This is a genomic window from Pseudomonas sp. REP124, assembly GCF_020164475.1.
Classification (GTDB): domain Bacteria; phylum Pseudomonadota; class Gammaproteobacteria; order Pseudomonadales; family Pseudomonadaceae; genus Aquipseudomonas.
The window spans coordinates 1-3,091 of sequence record NZ_JAIQWX010000274.1 but is presented as its reverse complement, the minus strand read 5'-3'; the positions used below and the strand labels follow the sequence as shown (position 1 = coordinate 3,091).

Sequence of the window (3,091 nt, the reverse complement as noted above, 5' to 3'; positions counted from 1 at the left end):
CTTGCTCGCGAAGGACGCGCCGCCGATTTCACGCCTGACACCAAACAACAGGCAAAAAAAATCCCCGAACCAGTCGGGGATTTTTTTGTTCGATCAATCAGCCCGAAAGCCGATCAATCTTCGCGGTAGCGACGCAGTTTCAGCTGCTTGCCGGCAACGCGAGTGTCCTTCAGCTTGGTCAGCAACTTCTCCAGACCATCTTCCGGCAGCTCGACGAGGCTGAAGCTGTCACGCACCTGGATGCGACCGATGGCTTCACGAGCCAAACCACCTTCGTTGAGGATGGCGCCCAGCAGGTTCTTGGCGGCGATACCGTCACGCGCACCCAGCGCGGTACGGCAGCGTGCACGACCTTCGGCCAGTGGCATCGGAGCACGACGCTCGCGGTCGCCACGCTCAGGACGGTCACCGGAACGCTCTGGACGATCGCCACGCGGAGTACTGTTCGGCACCAGCGGACGCTCTTTCTCGATAGCGGCCAGGTTCAGCGCTTGACCGTTGGTAGCCTTGCGCAGCAGGGCTGCAGCCAGGGCACGTGGGCTGCAACCGATGTCGGCGGTCAGGCGATCGAGCAGATCACCGTGGGTCGATTCGGCATCAGCCACCAGCGGCGACAGGCTGTTGGTCAGTTTCTTGATGCGAGCATCCAGAACGGCCTGGGCGTCCGGCAGACGAACTTCGGCAACCTTCTGACCGGTTACACGCTCGATCACTTGCAGCATGCGGCGCTCACGCGGAGTCACCAGCAGCAGTGCACGACCTTCGCGACCGGCACGGCCGGTACGGCCGATACGGTGAACGTAGGACTCCGGATCGTACGGCATGTCGACGTTGAACACGTGAGTGATGCGCGGTACGTCCAGGCCACGAGCGGCAACGTCGGTCGCCACAACGATGTCCAGACGGCCATCCTTGAGGGAGTCGATCACGCGCTCACGCTGGTTCTGGGCAATGTCACCGTTCAGCGCAGCGGCTTTGTAGCCTTTGGCTTCCAGGGCGCTGGCCAGGTCCAGGGTCGCTTGCTTGGTACGCACGAACATGATCAGCGCGTCGAAATCTTCCACTTCCAGCAGGCTGAGAACGGCAGAAGTCTTCTGGTCAGCGTGAACCAGCAGGTGAGCCTGCTCGATCGCGGTAACGGTCTGGGTCTTGCTCTGGATCTTCACGTGCTTTGGATCGCGAAGGTGACGCTCGGCGATGGCACGGATCGACTGCGGCAGGGTCGCCGAGAACAATACGGTCTGACGGGTTTCCGGCATGGCCTTGAAGATGACTTCCAGGTCGTCCATGAAGCCCAGCTTGAGCATTTCGTCTGCTTCGTCGAGAACCAGGTGGTTCACGGTCTGCAGCACTTTTTCGTCGCGACGCAGGTGGTCGCACAGACGGCCCGGAGTGGCGACAACGATCTGTGCGCCATTACGGATTGCTTTCAATTGTGGGCCCATCGGCGCGCCGCCGTAGACAGCCACAACAGTCACGCCCGGCATTTGCTTGGCGTAGGTTTCGAAAGCGGTTGCAACTTGCAGCGCCAACTCACGAGTTGGGGCCAGGATCAGAGCTTGCGGCTCGCGCTTGGACGGATCAATGCGGTGCAGGATAGGCAGGGCAAAGGCGGCGGTTTTACCGGTACCGGTTTGCGCCTGACCAATCATATCGTGACCGGCGAGGATGATCGGGATCGACTGCTGCTGAATGGCCGAAGGCTCTTCATAGCCGGTAGCGACTACTGCAGCGACAATATTGGGATGAAGTTCAAGAGCGGCGAAGCCGCCGATTTCCTGGGTCATGGGTCTGCCTCTAAGTGCATCCGCAAAGACCCATGCTCCAAAGCTGCGCATGCCGTGTTGAGACTCAAGAGTCGCCCTGGCAGCTTTGTCGGCGGGGATTTGCGAAAACGATTGAATGAAAAGAATCGTCAAGGAAGAGTCCGAAGCGGACATGCAACCGAAGTTGACTTCGGGGAATTGCGCTACCTAAACGTGGCCCTGTTAAAGACCGGCGCGCACTATACCGGAATTTGCCGAAAAAGGGAGTTTTTTTTGACGCTCAATGCATCCGTACGGCGTTCTGTCACACGCTTTGCGGATAGTCGTGCCAGCGTCTATTTTTCAAGGGCCCTGCCCTGCGGGCGATGGCGCTTAAACGGTTCACCTCGAATGATTCAGACCGCCGGTCCGACTCCCCTTCCTGCTTCAGGAGATGCACCATGCAAGAGCTGAACGCCAGCCGTGTGAGCCGTGAAAAACGCGGTCATGTCCTGTTGATCGGCCTGGATCGGGTCGCCAAGCGCAACGCCTTCGACATCGACCTGCTCAATGCACTGAGCCTGGCCTACGGCGACTTCGAAGCCGACAGCGAGGCGCGGGTGGCGGTAGTCTTCGGGCATGGCGAGCATTTTACCGCCGGTCTGGATCTGGCAAGTGCCAGCTCAACCCTGATCGAGGGCTGGCAAACGCCGTCCGGAGGCTGCGATCCGTGGGGCGTGTTTGCAGGTCCCCGGGTCAGCAAGCCGGTGATCGTCGCCGCACAGGGTTATTGCCTGACCATCGGCATCGAATTGATGCTGGCCGCCGACATCAACCTTTGCGCCAGCAATACCCGCTTCGCCCAGATGGAAGTGCAGCGCGGGATCTTCCCCTTTGGCGGGGCCACCTTGCGCCTGCATCAGATGGCCGGCTGGGGCAATGCCATGCGCTGGATGCTGACCGGCGATGAGTTCGATGCCCATGACGCCCTGCACCTGGGGCTGGTGCAGGAAGTCGTGGCCAGTGAGGATTTGCTGCCGCGGGCGATCGAGTTGGCAGAGCGCATCGCCAGGCAGGCGCCGCTGGGGGTTCAGGCCACGTTGATGTCGGCTCGGCAGGCTCGTTATGAAGGGGAACTTGCTGCCGCGAAGAATCTGCCGGGGTTGGCGAAGAAGTTGTTGGCTACCGAGGATGCGCGGGAGGGGGTGAGGTCGTTGATCGAGAAGCGGCCCGGGGTCTTCAAAGGGATCTGATTTTTTGCAGGCTTTACCGGCCTCATCGCGAGCAGGCTCGCTCCCACAGGAAATCGCAGTTCAATTGTTTGGAATGTCTTCCATGCATGAGCT

Annotated in this window: 2 protein-coding genes; one reads left to right on the top strand and one right to left on the bottom strand. The window is 60.3% G+C overall.

Annotated features, from left to right (window positions below; translation table 11 throughout):
- Positions 1 to 113: 113 nt before the first annotated feature.
- Positions 114 to 1,787, bottom strand: coding sequence for a DEAD/DEAH box helicase (locus tag K9857_RS30120; protein ID WP_224542192.1), 1,674 nt, complete (start codon positions 1,785 to 1,787; stop codon positions 114 to 116).
- Between the two features lie 419 nt (positions 1,788 to 2,206).
- On the opposite strand from K9857_RS30120, the gene K9857_RS30115 reads away from it, so the two are divergent.
- Positions 2,207 to 2,998, top strand: coding sequence for a crotonase/enoyl-CoA hydratase family protein (locus K9857_RS30115; RefSeq protein ID WP_224542190.1), 792 nt, complete (start codon positions 2,207 to 2,209; stop codon positions 2,996 to 2,998).
- The last annotated feature ends 93 nt before the right edge of the window (positions 2,999 to 3,091 follow it).